The sequence below is a fragment of the Microbacterium sp. Y355 genome (assembly GCF_059445345.1).
Window position 1 is genome coordinate 1,199,341 of the sequence record NZ_JCAIUD010000001.1, and the last position, 18,273, is coordinate 1,217,613.

The window sequence follows — 18,273 nt, forward strand, 5'->3', positions numbered from 1 at the left end:
TTCTTTAGCGGGACGAAGGGCGCTACCGTTGAGGTATGAGCAACGCGCGCACTGTATGGGGTATCGGTCTGACCACTATCGCCGCCGACGGCACCGTTCTTGATGCCTGGTTCCCCGAGGTCTCCACGGGAGAGCTGAACACTGCGGATGCTGCGGCCGCCGCCCTCACGTGGGAAGCGCTGGCCGACACGGACGAGCGCCGAAACGTGCACACCGAGCGGATTCAGCTGCAGATCGATCTAGATGCGGCTCCCGCGTCCACCGCCGACGCCTACCTGCGCTTGCACGCACTCTCGCACCTCATCGTGCGCCCCAACGAGCTGAACCTCGACGGCATCTTCGGCCATCTACCGAACGTCGCATGGACCAATGCGGGTCCGATGCTCCCCGCAGATGCCGCACGTCTGCGTCCGCTGCTGCAGCGTCACGGCATCCAGGTGCAGGGGCTCGACAAGTTCCCACGCCTGACCGACTACGTGCAGCCGGAAGGCGTGCGCATCGCAGACGCATCCCGCGTGCGCCTCGGCGCCCACCTCTCCCCCGGCACCACAGTGATGCACGAGGGCTTCGTGAACTTCAATGCTGGCACGCTTGGCGCCGTCATGGTCGAGGGGCGAATCTCGCAGGGCGTCGTGGTCGGTGCGAACAGCGACATCGGCGGCGGCGCATCGATCATGGGCACTCTCTCCGGTGGCGGCACCGTGCGTGTTTCGATCGGTGAGCGCACGCTACTCGGCGCGAACTCCGGCCTCGGCATTGCGCTCGGCAATGATTGCATCCTCGAGGCAGGTGTTTACATCACCGCAGGCTCGAAGGTCGTCCTGATCGACGGGCCAAACACCGCGAACGGTGGCAAGCGCGTCGTGAAGGCATCCGAACTCTCCGGACACAACGGACTGCTGTTCTGGCGCAACTCCGTCACCGGCGCCATCGAGGCCAAGCAGCGTGCGGGTGTCGGCGTCACACTGAATGAGGCGCTCCACGCCTGAGGCGCGACGCGCGCATGCGGGGCATATACAGCTTCAGGCATGCACATCCTGCTACTGTTGAACAGTTGTCCAGACTGATGTCTGATAACTACGTCGTCGTCACGGGGTCTTCACAGACCGAAGCGAGCTGAACAGCTCCTCCACCAGTTGGCGTTTCGAACGGCGAACCTCTGCGCACTTCCTGTGCGCGGTCGCCCATTCACCTAGTCTCGCGCACTGACGTGCGCTCACGGAGTTTTCTCTATGCCTACTTTCCTTGACCTCGGCGTGCCCGCACCCCTGGCCGCCGTCCTTGCTGCTGAGGGCAAGACCGAGGCGTTCGCCATCCAGCGCGACACGCTTCCCGATTCGCTCGCCGGACGTGACCTTCTCGGTCGCGGCCGCACCGGCAGCGGCAAGACCATCGCCTTCTCGATTCCCCTGGTGGCGAGCCTGATCGCATCGGGGCGCAAGAGCCGCGCCGGCCACCCGCGTGGTCTCGTGCTCGCACCGACCCGCGAACTCGCCACGCAGATCGCCGCCGTCATCGCACCGCTCGCGGAGGCTGTCGGCATGCGCGTCACTACCGTTTTCGGTGGCGTCAGCCAGCGACCGCAGGAGCAGGCGCTGCGCAGCGGCGTCGATATCGTCGTGGCCTGCCCAGGTCGCCTCGAAGACCTCATGAAGCAGAAGGTCGTTTCACTCGATTCTGTCGAGGTCGCCGTTCTCGACGAGGCCGACCACATGGCCGACCTCGGCTTCCTCCCCGGCGTCACGCGCATCCTCACCGCGACACCTGCCGGCGGTCAGCGCCTGCTCTTCAGCGCGACGCTGGACCGCGGGATCGACTCGCTCGCACGCCGCTTCCTCTCGAACCCCGTCAGCCACGAGGTCGACGAGTCCAGCGTGCCGACCGGTGAGATGATCCACCGCGTGTTGGTGACGACTTCCACTGAACACAAGACCGTTCTTGTGCGTGAGCTTGCCTCGGGCATGGGCCGTCGTCTTCTCTTCACTCGCACCAAGCACCAGGCGAAGAAGCTTGCGAAGCAGCTCACTGCTGGCGGTATTCCTGCCGTCGATCTGCATGGCAACCTGTCGCAGAACGCCCGTGAGCGCAACCTCAGCGCATTCTCCGCTGACCCCGCCGACGGCGGCGTCCGTGTCCTCGTCGCGACCGATGTCGCGGCCCGTGGCGTGCACGTCGACGATATCGACCTGGTTGTCCACGTCGATCCTCCGATGGAACACAAAGCGTACCTGCACCGCTCCGGTCGCACCGCTCGTGCTGGCGCGTCCGGCACCGTGGTGACCATCGTGCTGCCCGAGCAGCGTCGCGATGTGAAGGACCTGCTCCGCAAGGCGCAGATCGCTGCAGAGCTCGAAACCGCTAACGCCGACATCGTCGATGAGCTTGTCGGCGAGCACGCTCCGCACGTGCGTCCTGCTCCCGTGCAGGTACAGCAGCAGCAGACGAAGAAGCCGCGTCAGGGGCAGCAGCGTCCGTCCGGAAACGCACCGTCCGGCGCTCCCGCATCGCGCCGTCGTCGCCCGCAGGGCCAGGGCAGCAGCCAGGGTCAGGGCGGCGGACAGCGCCAGGGTAGCGGCAGCGCACAAGGCCGTGGTGGCCAGGGCGGCCGTGGAGGCTACGCCGGGCGCTGAGCCTCACTGAAAAGGCGACATCTTCCCATCGGGAGGATGTCGCCTTTTTCGCATCATGCGTGCGCATGCGGCCCTACTGGGCCCACCCGCGTTTCTCTCAGCGGATCGGGAACTGGCGTTCCGCTGCTCCGGTGTATAGCTGCTGCGGGCGACCGATCTTGGTCTGCGGGTCGAGGTTCAGCTCGCGCCACTGCGCAAGCCAACCGGGCAGGCGCCCGATGGCGAACAGCACCGTGAACATGCGCGTCGGGAAGCCCATCGCCTTGTAGATCACACCCGTGTAGAAGTCGACGTTCGGGTAGAGGCGACGCTCCCTGAAGTAATCGTCCGCGAGGGCGATCTCCTCGAGCTCCTTGGCAAGGTCGAGCAACGGGTCAGTGACGCCGAGCTCCCGAAGAACCTCGTCAGCAGCATCCTTGACGAGCTTGGCGCGCGGGTCGTAGTTCTTGTAGACCCGGTGGCCGAAGCCCATGAGCTTGACGCCCTCTTCTTTGTTCTTGACGCGCTCAACGAAGCGCCGCACGCCCTGACCGGAATCACGGATGTCACCGAGCATGGTGAGAACAGCTTCGTTGGCACCGCCATGCAGTGGGCCCGAGAGCGCGTGAATGCCGGCCGAGATGGACGCGAACTGGTTTGCGCCGGTGGAACCCACCAGGCGAACCGTGGAGGTCGATGCGTTCTGCTCGTGGTCTTCGTGCAGGATCAACAGCAGTTCCAGCGCCTTGGACATGACCGGGTTGATCTCGTACGGCTCTGAGTTCACACCGAAGTTGAGCTTGAGGAAGTTGTCGACGAAGCTCAGCGAGTTATCGGGGTAGAGGAATGCCTGTCCGACACTCTTCTTGTGCGCATATGCCGCGATTACAGGAAGCTTCGCGAGCATCCGCACCATGTTGAGCTCGACGTGCTCCGGATTGTTCGGGTCAGTCTGGCCCTCGTAGTAGGTCGAGAGTGCTGCAACGGCCGAGGACAACACCGACATCGGGTGTGCGGTGTGCGGCAGGGCCGAGAAAAAGTGCTTGAGGTCTTCGTGCAGAAGCGTGTGGCGACGGATGCGCTCATCGAAGTTCGCCAGTTCGTCAGCGGTGGGCAACTCTCCGTAGATGAGCAGCCAGGCGACCTCGAGGTAAGAGCTGTTCCCGGCGATCTGATCGATCGGATAGCCGCGGTATCGCAGGATGCCCTGGTCGCCGTCGATGAAGGTGATATCCGACTTGGTGGATGCCGTGTTGACGAAGCCGTAGTCAAGCCCCGTGTAACCGGTCTGCTTCGTCAGCGTCGAGAAATCGATACTGTCAGCACCTGCGGATCCACGCAGTACTGGGAATTGCGCCGTGGTTCCACCAATGGTGAGGGTGGCCTTCGCCTGCTGATCTCCCGCTGCACTCACGCGGACCTCCTTGTAAGTATCACGCGACCTGATTGGTCTTATTCGTCGAGGGCGATGCACGGCGCTGAGCGCCTGGTCGGGTCTCGACCGAATCGCCTCTACAGCCTAGTCGCCAGATTGGCCTACTGTGACAACCGCCAAGAGATCACGACGATACCTCGTGAGAACCTACAGCGAGCGGCCTTGCAGACGTCGAGCTGCCTCTGCAACGCGCTCCAGCGGAGCCGTCAACGACAGTCGCACATGCTGACCGGCATCCGCTCCATAGAACGGCCCGGGCCCAGCGAGGATGCCGAGATCGGCGAGCCGCCCCATCGATTCCCACGCGTCCTTACCCTCGGTCGACCACAGGTACAGACCAGCCTCCGAACCGTCGATCCGGAATCCAGCATCTTCCAGCGCCGGGCGCAGGAGCTCACGACGAGCGCGATAAAGCTCCTTCTGGGCTGCGACGTGCTCGTCGTCACCCAGGGCTGTGACCATCGCCTGTTGCACGGGAGCGGGCATCATGAGGCCCAGGTGCTTGCGTGCGGTAAGAATGTCCGCGATCACGCGTGAGCACCCTGCCACGAACGCGGCGCGGTAGCCCGCCAGGTTCGACTGCTTGCTGAGCGAGTAGACACTGAGCAGCCCTGCACGCGATCCGCCGGTCACACGCGGATCGAGCACCGACGGAATCGGCTCGCTCGCCCAGGGGCCGTCCCAGCCGAGTTCGGCGTAACACTCATCGCTGGCCAGAACGGCGCCAAGTTCGCGGGCACGACGCACGGCTGCGCTCAGCTCGTCGACGGTCCAGGTGCGTCCGTCTGGGTTGCCAGGACTGTTGATCCAGATGAGTTTGGTGCCCTCCGGCCACGCAGCCGGGTCGTCCTCAGCGATTGGCGTCGCTCCAGCAACGCGCGCGCCGACCTCATAGGTCGGATAAGCGACCCGGGGGAACACCACGATGTCGCCTTCGCCGAGGCCCAGCAGGGTCGGAAGCAGCGCCACGAGCTCTTTCGAGCCGACCGTGGGCAGCACGTTGCAGGCGCTTAGTCCTGGAACTCCGCGGCGACGCGCGTACCAGTCGACGATGGCCTCTCGCAGCGCCGGCGTGCCGATGTTCTGCGGATAGGCATGCGCATCGGTCGCATCAGCAAGAGCCTTGCGGATGATCTCGGGCGTGGGATCGACAGGAGATCCGATTGACAGATCAACCAGCCCCTGCGGATGTGATGCTGCGCGCTCCCGATACGGAACGACGGCATCCCAGGGATAGTCAGCGAGGTCGCGGACTCCCACTGTGCTTACGCGCCCTGCGGGGGAAGAACCGCAACGATCGGGTGGTCGTACTTGATGACGCCGACCTTTGCCGCGCCGCCAGGCGATCCGATCTCGTTGAAGAACTCCACATTCGCCTTGTAGTAGTCCGCCCATTCCTCGGGCGTATCGTCTTCGTAGTAGATCGCCTCAACAGGGCAGACTGGCTCGCATGCTCCACAATCCACGCACTCGTCCGGGTGAATGTAGAGCATCCGTTCACCCTCATAGATGCAGTCAACGGGACACTCGTCGATGCAGGCGCGATCCTTGACATCGACGCACGGGAGAGCGATCACATACGTCACTCCCCCAGTCTACGACTCGTTACCGGCGGCCGGCGCCTCCGCGCGTGCAGGTAGCCGCTTCAGATTCGGCCACGCGACCACCAACAGGGCGATACCCGCGACGAGATAGATCCAGATCTGCCCGACTGGAGTGTTGGGCACGATCACCGAGCCTCCGGGGCCGGTGCCAGAGATGACCATCAGCATTACCAGCATCCCGATCGCCGTAGCCAATGCCGCACCTCGATCACGCGTCAATGCGCGCACGGCGATGAGGAGCGCACCGCACGCGATGCCGCCGACGATCAGTCCGACCGGGATGATGCCCCACACGAGGCTGTGCGCGATGGTTCCTGCCGTGCCGTAGACGGCGCCGACGAGGGCGGCGGCGATCCAGGACAGAGCACGGGAGATCCAATTTGGCACCCTGCGATCTTACGCCGCCCGGCTATGGCTGGCAGGTTCACACAGCCCAGCCGACCAGGCGCAGCAGCGCGGCCGTCGCCGCTGCCGCCACGACCACCACGAGGAACGATTGGCGAAGCTGCAGCAGGCCTGCCGCCACCAGTACGGCCGGGATCCGGGCATCCACCACCACAGCCTGCCCAGCGCCAAGTGTCTGGACCGCAACCAGGGCAGCGAGCAGCGCAACGGTCAGCAGGTCTGAGATGCGCGCCGGACGCGGCGCTTCCAACAGGTGGGAAGGGATCAGATAGCCGAAAGCCTTGAGCGCCACGCAAATGCATGCAGCGAGCAGCACTGCGCTCCATACACTCATGCGACGCCCCCCGCCTTCTCGATCTGAGGCGCGGCGAACCAGTTGAACCAGCCCACAGCGATCGCCACGATGGCCGCGACGAGTACCGGCAACCCCGGCATGATGAAGGGCGTCAGCGCGGCTGCCACGACGGCGGCCGCGATTCCCACTGCGACCGCCTGTCGCTGTTTGAGCCGCGGCCAGAGCAGGGCGAGGAAGGCGGCGGCCGCCGCCGCATCCAGCCCCCATGTCTTTGGATCCCCCAGCACATCACCGATCAACGCGCCGACGAGCGTTGTGATGTTCCAGCCGACGAACACGCCGATTCCGGTGATCCAGAATCCGAGTCGGCGCAGCGGTGGTGAGCTCTGCGATATCGCCACCGCGGTCGACTCATCGATCGTGATCTGAGCGGCGGCGGTCCGCCGCCAGAAGCCACTGCCGATGATCGGCGACATCCGCATGCCGTAGGCCATGTTTCGCACACCCAACAGTGCGGCCGAGGCGACCGCCGAAGGCAGCGCGGCCAGGCCCCCAGCACTGAACACTCCGATGAAGGCGAACTGCGATCCCCCGGTGAACATCAGCAGGCTCAGCACGCAGGTCTGCCAGACGTCGAGACCGGATGCGACGGCGAGTGCGCCGAACGAGATGCCGTAGGCGCTCGTGGCCACGACGACGCCGATCCCCTCGCGCCAGACCTCGCGCCGTTCAGACACTTCGGATGCCTCCGACGCCGGCCGTTCGATTCGATGAACACATGCGTATCATTCTGAACAGCCGACATCGGATAGTCAAGTGAACGATCGTTTGACATGATGAACGCATGGAGGATCTCGGAACGCGCATAGCCCGCACTCTTCGGCGCGAGCGTGAAGCAGTCGGATTGTCAGTATCAGAACTCGCGCGTCAAGCTGGCGTCTCAAAGGCCACCGTGTCTCAGCTCGAAGGCGGTGCGGGAAATCCGAGCGTCGAGACCCTCTGGGCGCTCGGCGTGGCCCTCGGTGTTCCCTTCGCTGTGCTCGTCGACCAGCAGGCGAACGCGCCGACGCTGATCCGCGCCGATGATCTCGCCGGCGTCCCCTCTGCCGCGGCGGCCTACAACGCATCATTGCTCTCTGCGAGCCCACCAGGGGCGCGTCGAGACCTCTATCTCATCCGCGCCGAACCTGGTGAGCCGCGACGCTCAGAGCCGCACCATGTCGGCACGACCGAGCACGTCATCCTGATCTCAGGGCAGGCGCAGATCGGCCCCGTCGGCGAACCTGTGCTGCTGAATCCCGGTGACTACATGTCGTATCCCGGGGACACACCCCATGTCTTCGAGGCTACGGTCCCCGGGACAAGCGCCGTGCTGATCTCCGAACTACGCTGACTCAGTCGGACGCAGCGGCCGGAGACGGATCAGGAATCTCGTCTGGCTTGTAGCGAGGCAGACGCGAGGCAGGCAGGATGGCCAGCGCACTGATACCGGCGAGGATGAGCAGGCCGAGCCGAAGCGTACCGAGCCTGGCCTCCTCATTGATCGTCACGGCAGCCTCAACCTGCTCGGGCGTGGCATCCGTCCCTTCCAGCGCCGTGCGCAGATCGTCGTTGCTGACGAAGTTGATGTCGTCCATGTTGACCTGCGCGACGAGCGTCGGCGGCACTTCAGGATGCTCGAGGACGGCGCGTCCGACACCGATTCCGAGCAGCGATACGAGCAGGGCTCCGGCAACGGCGGTTCCCACTGCCGAGGCCAGGTTCTGAGTTGTGCCGCGCAGCGAGCCGACATCTCCGGCAAGCTCTGCAGGAGCCGACGTGACGAGCACGTTGAACACCAGGGTCACCAGTGCGCCCTGCCCGATGCCGAACACGATGAGTCCCAGGATCGTCGGGAACGTCTCCCAGTTGTTGTTGACGACGATCGACAGCCAGATGAGCGCGATCGTCGTCAGGCAGAACCCGAACACTCCGATCGTGCGTGGCGGGTACTTCTTGTAGAAGCGCACGACGAGGGTCGCGGTGACGAAGACCGTGAGGTTGAACGGGAGCATTGCCATCGATGTGTCGAAGGGCGTGCGGCCCTGCACGATCTGGATGTACAGCGGGATGGAGAAGTTCACGCAGGCCTCAAGAGCGACGACGATGAACATCGCGTACACGGCTGCTCGGTCCTTGGAGGACTTCAAGACGCTGAGATCGATAAGCGGCACCTTGCCGGATGCCATCCGTCGGCGCGTCCACATGAAGAAGGCCTGACCGAGCACGATACCGATCACGATGAACACCGGTGCTGGGGAGAGTCCGAGGACGCTGAATGGCGCGGCCTCCGTCGCTCCCAGCGCGCCCCAGGCATTGAGGTTGTTGAAGCCGAGCGTGAGCAGAACGACACCCGCACCGATGAGGAGCGAAGCCACGAGGTCGATTTTGATGGAGGCGTCACCTCGGTCACCGCGGAGAGTGAAGCTCAGCGCGAAGACGACCACCGCGATCGCAAACACGATGATGAAGATCGGACGCCAGCCGACCAACGTTCCCAGCGTTCCGCCGATGAGGAACGCGCTCACCCCGGAGATTGCGCGCGCCGAGCCGAGAGCGCCGATCGCCGTCGCCTGCTGTGAACCGCGATAGTTCTCCGCGATCAGCGCCACCAGAGCCGGAACGATGATCGCCGCGGCAGCTCCCGCAGCGGCCTGACCCGTGATCGCCCAGGCAATGGTCGGTGCGAAGATCATCAGCAGCGACGACCCCGCGAACAGGACGATCACGATGCGGAAGATCAGCACCCAGCCGATGCGCTGGCCGAGCTTCGCACCCGTCATCACCAGCGCGGCCACGGCGACGCCGTAGACGACGATCGTGGAGCTCGCGACCGTCGGCGGAACACCGAATTCCTCGACCATGCCACCGAGCGAGATCGGCAGCGCAGCCACATTGAACGACATCAGTACCTGCGCGAAGAACAGGCTGACCATCGGCAGCCAGGATCTCTTCTGCTCTGAGGGATTCTTTTTCGTCTGCCCGGTGCTCTGGCTCTGGCTCATAATTCGGCTCCTGAAGATGGGGGGATGACGGAGATTACGGGCGCTCCGCCACGGCAGGAACCGAGGCGAAGAGATTCAAGCCCAGCGCGCGGGAAAGGTACCCGATGGCGAGCTGGGAGCGCACCGAGTTACCGGCGCTGTCGAGGCGTGGAGAGAAAGATCCAGCAGCGCCCTTGCCTGGCGCGATAGCGACGATCCCGCCGGCAACGCCGGACTTCGCCGGCAGGCCGATCTCGAACAGCCACTCGCCCGATCGCTCGTAGAGGCCAGTAGATGCGACGACAGCAAGCGTGTCGCGGCATACGTCCTCAGAGACGACACGCACGCCCGTGATCGGATTTACGCCACCGTCAGCCATTGTCGCACCCATCACGGCGAGGTCGTGTGCGGTGACGTTGAGGGCACACTGACGGGTATAGATGTCGACGACCTCGTCAGGATCCCCTTCGAGGCGTCCGTAGCTCTTCAGTAGCCGCCCAAGAGCCTTATTGCGCTCGTTGGTCTCAGCCTCGGAACGGTACACCTCGTCGTCGAGACTCAACGGTCGTCCGGCGAAGGCGGAGAGCCCGTCGCGGATGCGCTCCCACTGCTCTGCGCCAGTGGCGCCAGGGATGAGAGCGGTCGTCGCGATCGCCCCGGCGTTGACCATGGGGTTCATCGGGTGGCCGTCATTGAGTTCCAGCGCCATGACCGAATTGAAGGCGAGTCCGGTGTTGTTCACTCCGACGATGTCGCGAACCTTTTCGTGCCCGTGTTCCTGTATGGCCAAGGCGTACACGAACATCTTCGATATCGACTGGATCGAGAACGGGTGGCCGGCATCTCCCGCGTCATGCTGTCCGCCGCCGACTTCAATGACCGAGACCCCGAAAAGCTCGGGGTCGACCTCGCCGAGGATCGGGATGTAGTCAGCAACCGTCCCCGAGGTTTCATCCGCAAAACGCCGGTGTACTTCTTGGACAAGCTCCTCGACGCGGCCCCATCCAGGCAGCGTTCCCGTGGACACCTCTTGCCGCAGGTCGTTATGGGCGGTGGGAATCACGCCACGCTCCTCAGACGTTCAGGGATGACCAACTGGTCACGTCAAACCTAGACCCTGTCGAGGACGGCGTCCGTCACAACGCAAGAAGGCTTCCACACCATCCTGATGACTCAGGAGTGCGGAAGCCTTCTTGTGCGCGATGCGCCGTGCGCGACGCTTACGCGTTGGCATCCTGACGCTTCAGACGCGAGGTCTCGCGAGCGCGAGTCGACGCGTCGAGGTTGACCTTGCGGATGCGTACGACCTCGGGTGTGACCTCGACACATTCGTCGTCGCGGGCAAACTCGAGGCTCTCCTCAAGGGTGAGCTGGCGCGGAGGAGTCATCGACTCGAAGGTGTCGGAGCTCGCGGCACGCATGTTCGTGAGCTTCTTCTCCTTGGTGATGTTCACGTCCATGTCGTCGGCGCGCGAGTTCTCGCCGATGACCATGCCCTCGTAGACCTCCTGCGTCGGCTGAACGAAGAAGGACATCCGCTCCTGGAGAGCAATCATCGCGAACGGGGTGACGACACCCATGCGGTCGGCGACGATCGAGCCGTTCTGACGCGTGCTGATGTGGCCTGCCCATGCGTCATAGCCGTGCGAGATCGCGTTGGCGATACCCGTGCCGCGCGTTGTAGTCAGGAACTCGGTGCGGAACCCGATCAGGCCGCGGGACGGAACGATGAACTCCATGCGCACCCAGCCGGTGCCGTGGTTGACCATGTTGTCCATTCGGCCCTTGCGGGTCGCGAGCAGCTGTGTGATCGCACCGAGGTACTCCTCGGGGGCGTCGATTGTCAGGTGCTCGAACGGCTCGTGCGTCTTGCCGTTGACCTGCTTCGTGACAACCTGCGGCTTGCCGACGGTGAGCTCGAAGCCCTCGCGACGCATGTTCTCGACGAGGATGGCGAGTGCCAGCTCGCCGCGGCCCTGAACCTCCCAGGCATCCGGACGCCCGATGTCGACGATCTTGAGCGAGACGTTACCGATGAGCTCGCGATCGAGGCGATCCTTCACCATGCGGGCAGTGAGCTTGTGGCCCCTGACCTTGCCCATCAGCGGCGACGTGTTCGTGCCGATGGTCATCGAGATGGCGGGGTCGTCGACGTGGATCTGCGGCAGCGGACGGACATCCTCCGGGTCGGCGATGGTCTCACCGATGGTGATGTCCTCGAAACCGGCAATGGCGACGATGTCGCCGGGGCCGGCAGAGTCAGCCGGGTAGCGCTCCAGAGCGCGGGTCTTCAGCAGTTCGGTGATCCGAGCGTTCTGGTGAGTGCCGTCTGCGCGCACCCATGCGACGGTCTGGCCCTTCTTCAGCGTGCCGTTGAAGACACGCAGCAGTGCGAGACGGCCGAGGAACGGGCTGGAGTCGAGGTTGGTGACCCACGCCTGCAGCGGAGCTTCGTCGTCGTACGCCGGAGCAGGAATGTGCTCGAGGATTGCGCCGAAGAGCGGCTCGAGGTCGTCGTTGTCTGGCAGCTCGCCGTTGCCGGGGCGGTTGAGCGAGGCAGCGCCTGCACGACCGGAGGCGTAGACCACCGGCACGTCGAGCAGCGCGTCGACATCGAGATCCGGCACGTCATCGACCATGTCGGATGCGAGGCCGAGCAGCAGGTCGTGGGCTTCTTCTTCGACCTCGGCGATGCGAGCGTCGGGGCGATCGGTCTTGTTGACCAGCAGGATGACCGGAAGCTTGGCCTCCAGCGCCTTGCGCAGCACGAAACGAGTCTGCGGCAGCGGGCCCTCGCTCGCGTCAACGAGCAGGACGACACCGTCAACCATGGACAGGCCGCGCTCGACCTCGCCACCGAAGTCAGCGTGGCCGGGGGTGTCGATCACGTTGATCGTGATCTCCTTGCCGCCTGCGTGCTTACCCGTGTAGGTGATCGCCGTGTTCTTGGCGAGGATCGTGATGCCTTTTTCGCGCTCGAGATCGTTCGAGTCCATGGCGCGTTCGTCGACGTGGGCGTGCTCGCCGAAGGAGCCCGTCTGACGAAGCATCGCGTCGACGAGGGTGGTCTTGCCATGGTCGACGTGCGCGACGATAGCGACATTGCGGAGGTCAGAGCGAAGGGCGTGCGCCATGCAAATGTTCCTAAAAAGTGTGGGATTCGCCGGGATGCCGACATGACAGGATATCGCATACTGGCTGACCACTCTCTGAACAGAGATAGACCGCTCCCGTAACATCGTGCTGTGCACACGTCGAAACTCGATCTCGCCCCGCCTCCATCGCGTGCGCGCATCTGGTGGGAGATCGCCATCGTGCTGGCGCTGGGGCTCGGCGAATCAGCGGTTTATTCGATCGTGCAGCTCGCGTATCGCCTCACCGATTCGACGCCGCTCGCCGATCAGACCACGACGCTGAATCCCTCGCGCAGCGACCGCGAGATCTTCGATCTGATCTACCAGATTCTGTCGATCAGCTTCTCGATCGTGCCGGTACTGCTGGTGTGTTTCCTGCTCTGGCAAGCCTCGCGCCCGCATCTCGGGCGGCTCGGTCTGGACGGCACGCGTGTCGGCCGCGACACGGGCCGCGGCGTTCTGCTGGTCCTGGCCATCGGCATCCCCGGTCTTGCGTTCTACGTCGTGGGGCGGATGCTGGGACTCTTCGTCGCCGTGAACCCCGGCGGTCTCGACGCCCACTGGTGGACTGTGCCGATCTTGCTGCTTTCGGCCGCCCGCGCGTCGATCATGGAGGAGTTCGTCGTACTCGGGTACCTGTTCGCGCGACTCAAGCAACTCGGCTGGGGTATCTGGCCGATCATCATCGCCACAAGCGTGCTGCGCGCGAGCTATCACCTGTACCAGGGTCCAGGTGCGTTCATCGGCAATCTCGCGATGGGGCTGCTATTCGGCTGGCTGTTCGCTCGCACCGGCAGGCTCTTGCCATTCCTGGTGGCGCACTTCCTGATCGACGCGACGGTGTTCGTCGGCTACCCCCTCGTCGCGCCACTGCTCCCCTAGCTCCCTTCCTTCCTTCCTTCCTCGCGAACCTGCAAGACCACGCCGAGACGACAAGGATTCAGGTGCGTCTCGGCGTGGTTTTGTAGTTTCGCGAGCGATGCGGGGTACCACTGGTTCTGCACACCGAACGATCTCGGTAAGCAACTGTGAGTAGCGCTGCTTCTGCCTTTGGGGCGAGCACCATGGTCGAATGCAGACACTACCGAGCCCGCTGCCCCTGATCCTGTCGCGCGACGAGAACTCCGGTCACACCGAACGCGGATGGCGGGACGGAACGCTGAGGCGACTCTTTCGTGGCGTGTATGTCAAGACCGAGGCGTGGAATGCGCTTCCGCCATGGGAGAAGAACCTGGTTCGTGTCCATGCGGCGATTGCCGTGGATCCTCGGCGCATCGTCTGCAGTGAGTCTGCCGGAACTTTGCTGAGTGCGTTGATCGCCTATCCAAGCCGCCCGGTCCACGTACTCACGAGTGGTGGATCGTCACGCGAGTACCGAGGCATCCGAACCCACATCTCCGTCGACCAGCGCGAGATCATCACCGTCGATGGCATCCGGCTCACGTCCCCCGCAGCCACGGCCGTCGATATCGCACGATCTCGCCCACCCGCGGAGGCGCTGGCGTACGCGGACGTATTGCTCCGCGCCGACCCGGCGACAAGCCGAGAGGCACTCATCGCGCTGAATGAAAGCCTCGCATCTGGGCGGGGACGCCGCCAAGCACGGTGGGCGCTGAGTCGGGCGAGCGGAATTCCGGAGAGCGTGCTTGAATCTGCGAGCCTCGCGGTGATCGAGTGGCTGGGGTACGAAGTGCCAATCCTGCAGCAGCAGTTCTTCTTTGAGGGAGAGAGCGATCGCTGCGACTTCTATTGGAAGAAGGAAGACATAATCGGCGAAGCGGATGGAGATGTGAAGTACTCAGCCGAACTGGGCGATCCTGCCGAGGCAATCGTCGCCGAGAAGCGACGAGAAAATCGCTTGCGCCGCAACACCTCCGGCATGGCGCGCTGGGGCTGGGACGAGTTGAACGAGATCGAGCCGCTCGACCAGGCTCTTCGCGCTGCCGGACTGCGCCCCGTGCGCCCACGCGACACGATGAAACTGGCGACGTTCACTTTGTTCGGGCGCTAGCCGCGCGCTCGCCTCGCGAGACTACAAAACCACGCCGAAACGACGCAAATTCGAATGCTTCTCGGCGTGGTTATGTAGCTTCGAGGAGAGGTTAGGACGCGGTGCCGAGCGTGATCGCTGCCCCGGGAATCGCGCGCAGCAAGCGATCGGTGTACTCCTGCTGCGGATTCGCGAAGATGTCGTCGACGGTGCCCTGCTCCACGATCCGGCCCTGCTCCATGACGCAGACGTGGTCGGCGATGACACGCACCACCGCAAGGTCGTGGGTGATGAAGAGGTACGTGAGGTTCAGCTCGGCCTGCAGATCCGCGAGCAGGGCGAGCACCTGCGCCTGCACCAGCACGTCCAGCGCCGACACCGCCTCGTCGAGCACCACGATCTCGGGCTTGAGCGCGAGCGCCCTAGCCACAGCGACACGCTGGCGTTGACCGCCGGAGAGCTCATTCGGGTACCGCTCCATGACGCTGGACGGAAGCGCAACCTGATCGAGGACTTCGCGCACGCGCGCCCGACGCGAAGCAGCATCGCCCACTCCGTGCACGCGCAGTGGCTCAGCCACCGTGTTCCCGATGTTGTGCAACGGGTCAAGAGATCCGTACGGGTCTTGGAACACCGGCTGCATCTGCCGACGCATCGCCTGCAGTTCCGAACGATTGAGAGTGTCGGTGTCTCTGCCGTTGACGAAGATCGATCCGGCGGTCTTGTGTTCCAGCCGCAGCAGCAGCTTCGCCGCCGTCGACTTGCCCGATCCGGACTCGCCGACGATCGCCATCGTCGATCCCTTCGGGACCTGGAACGAGATGTCGTCCACGGCAGTGAACCGCGTTGAGCTGAATCCCGTGCCACGAATCTTGAATACCTTTGTCACATTGCGGAACTCGATGACTGGTGCAGCCGCGTGCTCCACAGGCTGCCCAGACGATCTCTGAATGGTCGCCAGGTCGGGCACCGTCGTCGTCGTCGTCAGTGGGACGATCGCCTCGTCGTGACCCACCGCCACCTGGATCCGCTTCGAGGCGAGGCTGGGCGCCGCCGCCACGAGGCGCTTCGTATAGGGATGCTGCGGATTCTGCAGTATCTCCAGCGCCGGCCCAGACTCCACGATCCTGCCCCGGTGCATCACCAATAGGTTCTCGGCCCGCTCTGCAGCAAGACCGAGGTCGTGCGTGATGAACAGCATCGCAGTGTCGCGCTCGGAGGCGAGTTGTTCGAGGTGATCGAGGATCTTCTTCTGCACCGTGACGTCGAGCGCGCTGGTCGGCTCATCGGCGATGAGCAGATCCGGATGCGAAGACAGTCCGATGCCGATCAGCACACGCTGCCGCATCCCGCCGGAGAACTCGTGCGGGAACTGTCGCATTCGAGTGTCGGCGTCGGCGAGCCCCGCCTCTTTGAGAACCTCGACGGCACGCTTGCGAGCGGCACGCCGTGAATCTGCCAGACCGTTCGCGAGAATCGTCTCCTCCACCTGGAACCCGATGCGATGCACGGGGTTGAGGCTGTTCATGGGGTCCTGCGGCACGAGGCCGATGAGTTTCCCGCGCACATCCTCGATCTGAGACCGGCTCAGCTTCGTCAGGTCCCTCCCCTGGAAAGTCACCGATCCGCCGGTGACCTTTCCGCTGCCTGGCAGCAGATTGATGATCGCGTGCGCGGTCGTCGATTTTCCGGAACCGGACTCACCGACGATCGCCATCGTCTCGCCAGGGTAGATGTCGAAGCTCACACCGCGCACGGCCGGGACGACGCCATCCTGCGTGCGAAACGCGACCTCGAGATCCTGCACCGAGAGAAGCGGAGCGTTCGGGTCGTTGAACGAGGTCATCTCAGCGCCCTCGCCTTCGGGTCGAGCGCATCGCGCACGGTCTCTCCCAACATGATGAACGACAGCACGGTCAACGACAGCGCGATCGACGGGTAGATCAAGGGCATCGGATCGGTACGCAGACGGATCTGGGCCTTCGATATGTCGCTGCCCCAAGAGACGACGGAATCCGGCAGCCCCACGCCAAGGAAGGACAGTGTTGCCTCCGCCGTGATCGCTGCGGCGAGACCAATTGTGCTCACCACGATCACCGGAGCGATCGAGTTGGGCAGCACGTGTGTGAACATCGTGCGGATCCGAGATACACCGAGCGCTTCGGATGCCATCACGAAGTCGCTCGATCTCACCCTGAGGATCTCCGAGCGCAGAATGCGCGCGAGTGATGGCCAGCCGAAGAAGCCGATGGCGAGTGAGATCACCAGGATGTTCCGGTTGGCCAGGAACATCGACATGATAACCACTGCGGCAAGGACGTACGGGATCGCGAAGAACATGTCGCCGATGCGCATGAGCAGCGCGTCGATCCATCCACCGAAGAATCCGGCAAACGCACCGATGACGATGCCCATCACGGCGATGATGATCGTGACGATCACTCCGACGGCGAGCGAGGTACTCGCCCCGTGGATGACTCGCGAGTAGACGTCGCAGCCCTGGAAATCGAAACCGAGCGGGTGCCCGGCGCGAGGGTCGGCGTTCGAGTTCTCAAGATCGCAGGCACGGGGTGAGACCTGCACGAAAAGTCCAGGAAAGAGCGCCACCACGATGAGCAGGACGACGAACACCGCGGAGACCCAAAACATCCAGCGACCACGCAGATCACGCCAGGCATCAAGCCAGAGGTTGCTCTTGCGCTCGCTCACCCGTACGGCGTCGACCGCACCGAGTCCTGCCTCGTCGGCTTCGGCGACGTAGTGCGCCATGCGGCGCACAGGGATCTCATTTGACATAGCGAATCCTCGGGTCAAGCACACCGTACAGAAGGTCGATCACCAGGTTGACCAGGACGTAGATGACGACCAGAACGGTGACGATCGACACGATTTCCGGGGCATCGTGTCTTTGGATCGCGCCGAAGAGTTCGTTACCGACTCCTGGAACGTTGAAGATGCCCTCGGTGACCGTGGCGCCGACGATCAGGATGCCGAAATCGGCAGCGAGGTTCGTCGTGACAGGGATCAATGAGTTGCGAAGCACGTGCACAGGAATCACGCGTCTCATGGGGAGACCCTTGCCGAAGGCCATGCGTACGAAGTCCTGCTGGCGGGTCTCGATGACCGAAGCCCGCGTCAGCCGCACCACATAGGCGAAATTCAATGCGGCGAGCACTATCGCCGGGAGTATGAGATCTTCCCAGGGCACGCCTCTGCTCACTGTCGGCCGGAATATGCCGAGTTGGATGCCGAGAAAGAACTGCGCGATGAAGGCGAGCACGAACACCGGCAGAGAGATGAGCAGCAGGCTGATGAGCATCGACGCATGATCGAAGACGCTGTTCTTGCGCAGGCCGGCGACGAGGCCGACCGCGACACCGAACACAAGTTGCAGCACGATCGCGAGGAGTGCGAGACGCAGCGTCACCGGAAAGGTTCGCAGCAGGATGTCGTTTACTTCCTGCCCACGGAATGTGGTGCCCAGGTCGCCCCGGAAGAGATCACCGAGGTAGATCAGGTAGCGCGTGAAGAACGGCTGGTCGAGGTTGTACTCGGCCATGAGCGCCGCATACTGCGCATCCGTCGGCGTTTTGTCGCCGAACAGCGCGAGGATCGGGTCACCGGGAAGCAGGAAGACCATCGAGAAGATCAGGAAGGTCGATCCGAGGAAGACGGGTATCGCCTGAAGCAGGCGTCGAAGAATATATCCAGTCATAGCGAGCACCCGACCCGTCCGGTGCGGAGCGGAGCGACGAATCGTCATCGCTCCGCACCGGAC

Annotated in this window: 17 protein-coding genes; 5 read left to right on the forward strand and 12 right to left on the reverse strand. The window is 63.8% G+C overall.

The features are described 5' to 3' along the window. The first annotated feature begins 35 nt into the window (after positions 1 to 35). Together dapD and AC1C2O_RS05910 are read left to right on the forward strand one after the other, a co-directional pair. Complete coding sequence (gene dapD / locus AC1C2O_RS05905; protein ID WP_495429506.1) at positions 36 to 989, forward strand: 2,3,4,5-tetrahydropyridine-2,6-dicarboxylate N-succinyltransferase; 954 nt, start codon at positions 36 to 38, stop codon at positions 987 to 989. Positions 990 to 1,232: 243 nt separating this feature from the next. After that, positions 1,233 to 2,630 carry a DEAD/DEAH box helicase gene (locus tag AC1C2O_RS05910; RefSeq protein ID WP_495429507.1) on the forward strand — a complete coding sequence of 466 codons (1,398 nt, stop codon included), beginning with the start codon at positions 1,233 to 1,235 and terminating at the stop codon, positions 2,628 to 2,630. Positions 2,631 to 2,727: 97 nt separating this feature from the next. On the opposite strand, the gene AC1C2O_RS05915 is transcribed toward AC1C2O_RS05910, so the two are convergent. The 6 genes from AC1C2O_RS05915 to AC1C2O_RS05940 form a co-directional block, all read right to left on the reverse strand. Then, a complete protein-coding gene (locus tag AC1C2O_RS05915; protein WP_495429508.1) occupies positions 2,728 to 4,023 on the reverse strand; it encodes a citrate synthase in 1,296 nt (431 codons plus the stop codon). A 168-nt stretch (positions 4,024 to 4,191) separates the two neighbouring features. Then, positions 4,192 to 5,304, reverse strand: coding sequence for a succinyldiaminopimelate transaminase (dapC, locus tag AC1C2O_RS05920; RefSeq protein ID WP_495429509.1), 1,113 nt, complete (start codon positions 5,302 to 5,304; stop codon positions 4,192 to 4,194). 5 nt (positions 5,305 to 5,309) lie between these two features. After that, a complete protein-coding gene (gene fdxA / locus AC1C2O_RS05925) occupies positions 5,310 to 5,630 on the reverse strand; it encodes a ferredoxin (protein WP_495429510.1) in 321 nt (106 codons plus the stop codon). A 9-nt stretch (positions 5,631 to 5,639) separates the two neighbouring features. Further along, on the reverse strand, positions 5,640 to 6,035 hold the full coding sequence (locus tag AC1C2O_RS05930) for a histidinol dehydrogenase (protein ID WP_495429511.1): 396 nt from the start codon (positions 6,033 to 6,035) through the stop codon (positions 5,640 to 5,642). A 37-nt stretch (positions 6,036 to 6,072) separates the two neighbouring features. Beyond that, positions 6,073 to 6,387: an AzlD domain-containing protein gene (locus tag AC1C2O_RS05935; RefSeq protein ID WP_495429512.1), complete on the reverse strand. Its 315-nt coding sequence runs from the start codon at positions 6,385 to 6,387 to the stop codon at positions 6,073 to 6,075. Then, on the reverse strand, positions 6,384 to 7,085 hold the full coding sequence (locus AC1C2O_RS05940; protein WP_495429513.1) for an AzlC family ABC transporter permease: 702 nt from the start codon (positions 7,083 to 7,085) through the stop codon (positions 6,384 to 6,386). The genes AC1C2O_RS05935 and AC1C2O_RS05940 overlap by 4 nt, the downstream gene beginning before the upstream one ends. Before the next feature lie 107 nt (positions 7,086 to 7,192). Here AC1C2O_RS05940 and AC1C2O_RS05945 point away from each other — a divergent pair, with 107 nt between their 5' ends. Next, positions 7,193 to 7,741, forward strand: a complete 549-nt coding sequence (locus AC1C2O_RS05945) for a helix-turn-helix domain-containing protein (RefSeq protein WP_495429514.1) — start codon at positions 7,193 to 7,195, stop codon at positions 7,739 to 7,741. A gap of 1 nt (position 7,742) precedes the next feature. Here AC1C2O_RS05945 and AC1C2O_RS05950 read toward each other — a convergent pair whose 3' ends face one another. The 3 genes from AC1C2O_RS05950 to typA all read right to left on the reverse strand — a co-directional run bounded on the left by AC1C2O_RS05950 (position 7,743) and on the right by typA (position 12,505). Next, on the reverse strand, positions 7,743 to 9,392 hold the full coding sequence (locus AC1C2O_RS05950; protein WP_495429515.1) for an MFS transporter: 1,650 nt from the start codon (positions 9,390 to 9,392) through the stop codon (positions 7,743 to 7,745). Between the two features lie 34 nt (positions 9,393 to 9,426). Beyond that, positions 9,427 to 10,434 (reverse strand): glutaminase A, encoded by a 1,008-nt coding sequence (glsA, locus tag AC1C2O_RS05955; RefSeq protein ID WP_495429516.1) that lies wholly within the window; start codon positions 10,432 to 10,434, stop codon positions 9,427 to 9,429. Positions 10,435 to 10,591: 157 nt separating this feature from the next. Continuing rightward, the gene (typA, locus tag AC1C2O_RS05960; protein WP_495429517.1) at positions 10,592 to 12,505 is read right to left on the reverse strand and encodes a translational GTPase TypA; all 1,914 of its coding nucleotides are present in this window, start codon (positions 12,503 to 12,505) and stop codon (positions 10,592 to 10,594) included. Positions 12,506 to 12,616: 111 nt separating this feature from the next. Between typA and AC1C2O_RS05965 the strand changes: the two genes are divergently transcribed. Continuing rightward, positions 12,617 to 13,387, forward strand: a complete 771-nt coding sequence (locus AC1C2O_RS05965) for a CPBP family intramembrane glutamic endopeptidase (RefSeq protein WP_495429518.1) — start codon at positions 12,617 to 12,619, stop codon at positions 13,385 to 13,387. A gap of 190 nt (positions 13,388 to 13,577) precedes the next feature. Then, on the forward strand, positions 13,578 to 14,516 hold the full coding sequence (locus tag AC1C2O_RS05970) for a type IV toxin-antitoxin system AbiEi family antitoxin (RefSeq protein WP_495429519.1): 939 nt from the start codon (positions 13,578 to 13,580) through the stop codon (positions 14,514 to 14,516). Between the two features lie 91 nt (positions 14,517 to 14,607). Here the strand turns inward: AC1C2O_RS05970 and AC1C2O_RS05975 are convergent, their stop codons facing one another. The 3 genes from AC1C2O_RS05975 to AC1C2O_RS05985 are packed head-to-tail and all read right to left on the reverse strand — an operon-like array spanning position 14,608 to position 18,210. Then, the gene (locus AC1C2O_RS05975) at positions 14,608 to 16,341 is read right to left on the reverse strand and encodes an ABC transporter ATP-binding protein (protein WP_495429520.1); all 1,734 of its coding nucleotides are present in this window, start codon (positions 16,339 to 16,341) and stop codon (positions 14,608 to 14,610) included. Next, positions 16,338 to 17,291 (reverse strand): ABC transporter permease, encoded by a 954-nt coding sequence (locus tag AC1C2O_RS05980; RefSeq protein ID WP_495429521.1) that lies wholly within the window; start codon positions 17,289 to 17,291, stop codon positions 16,338 to 16,340. Before AC1C2O_RS05980 ends, AC1C2O_RS05975 begins: the two co-directional genes overlap by 4 nt. Continuing rightward, a complete protein-coding gene (locus AC1C2O_RS05985) occupies positions 17,281 to 18,210 on the reverse strand; it encodes an ABC transporter permease (protein ID WP_495429522.1) in 930 nt (309 codons plus the stop codon). The genes AC1C2O_RS05980 and AC1C2O_RS05985 overlap by 11 nt, the downstream gene beginning before the upstream one ends. Between the last annotated feature and the right edge of the window lie 63 nt (positions 18,211 to 18,273).

Coding starts and splice junctions, on each gene's coding strand:
- AC1C2O_RS05980 (WP_495429521.1), bottom strand. CDS start 17,291: ATGTCAAATGAGATCCCTGTGCGCCGCATGGCGCACTACGTCGCCGAA.
- AC1C2O_RS05975 (WP_495429520.1), bottom strand. CDS start 16,341: ATGACCTCGTTCAACGACCCGAACGCTCCGCTTCTCTCGGTGCAGGAT.
- AC1C2O_RS05935 (WP_495429512.1), bottom strand. CDS start 6,387: ATGAGTGTATGGAGCGCAGTGCTGCTCGCTGCATGCATTTGCGTGGCG.
- AC1C2O_RS05950 (WP_495429515.1), bottom strand. CDS start 9,392: ATGAGCCAGAGCCAGAGCACCGGGCAGACGAAAAAGAATCCCTCAGAG.
- AC1C2O_RS05985 (WP_495429522.1), bottom strand. CDS start 18,210: ATGACTGGATATATTCTTCGACGCCTGCTTCAGGCGATACCCGTCTTC.
- AC1C2O_RS05970 (WP_495429519.1), top strand. CDS start 13,578: ATGCAGACACTACCGAGCCCGCTGCCCCTGATCCTGTCGCGCGACGAG.
- AC1C2O_RS05910 (WP_495429507.1), top strand. CDS start 1,233: ATGCCTACTTTCCTTGACCTCGGCGTGCCCGCACCCCTGGCCGCCGTC.
- AC1C2O_RS05945 (WP_495429514.1), top strand. CDS start 7,193: ATGGAGGATCTCGGAACGCGCATAGCCCGCACTCTTCGGCGCGAGCGT.
- dapD (WP_495429506.1), top strand. CDS start 36: ATGAGCAACGCGCGCACTGTATGGGGTATCGGTCTGACCACTATCGCC.
- typA (WP_495429517.1), bottom strand. CDS start 12,505: ATGGCGCACGCCCTTCGCTCTGACCTCCGCAATGTCGCTATCGTCGCG.